General features: G+C 63.9%; 1 protein-coding gene. It reads right to left on the bottom strand.

The window, feature by feature from the left end; genetic code table 11:
• Window positions 1-238: SDR family NAD(P)-dependent oxidoreductase (locus QN399_RS26645; protein ID WP_330201982.1), on the bottom strand; the 238-nt coding region annotated here is incomplete at both ends.

Genomic DNA, 238 nt, shown 5'->3' with positions numbered 1-238 from the left:
GCTCAAGGCATGCACCGCCGCTTTTGACGCGCAATAAGCGCCGGCGAACGGCGTGACCAGAACCCCGGACACACTGCCGATGTTTACCACTAAGCCTTTGGCGCGACGCAACACCGGGAACAGCGCGCGGGTCACGCCAACCACCGCAAACACGTTGGTTTCAAACTGGCGCTGCATGGCTGGCACGCCGCCATCGAGCAGCGGCCCCATGGCGCCGTAGCCGGCATTGTTGATCAGC

The organism is Pseudomonas sp. 10C3 (assembly GCF_036346185.1).
GTDB lineage: Bacteria > Pseudomonadota > Gammaproteobacteria > Pseudomonadales > Pseudomonadaceae > Aquipseudomonas.
The sequence above is the reverse complement of the archived record's forward strand: the minus strand, read 5'-3'. Positions and strand labels throughout refer to the sequence as shown.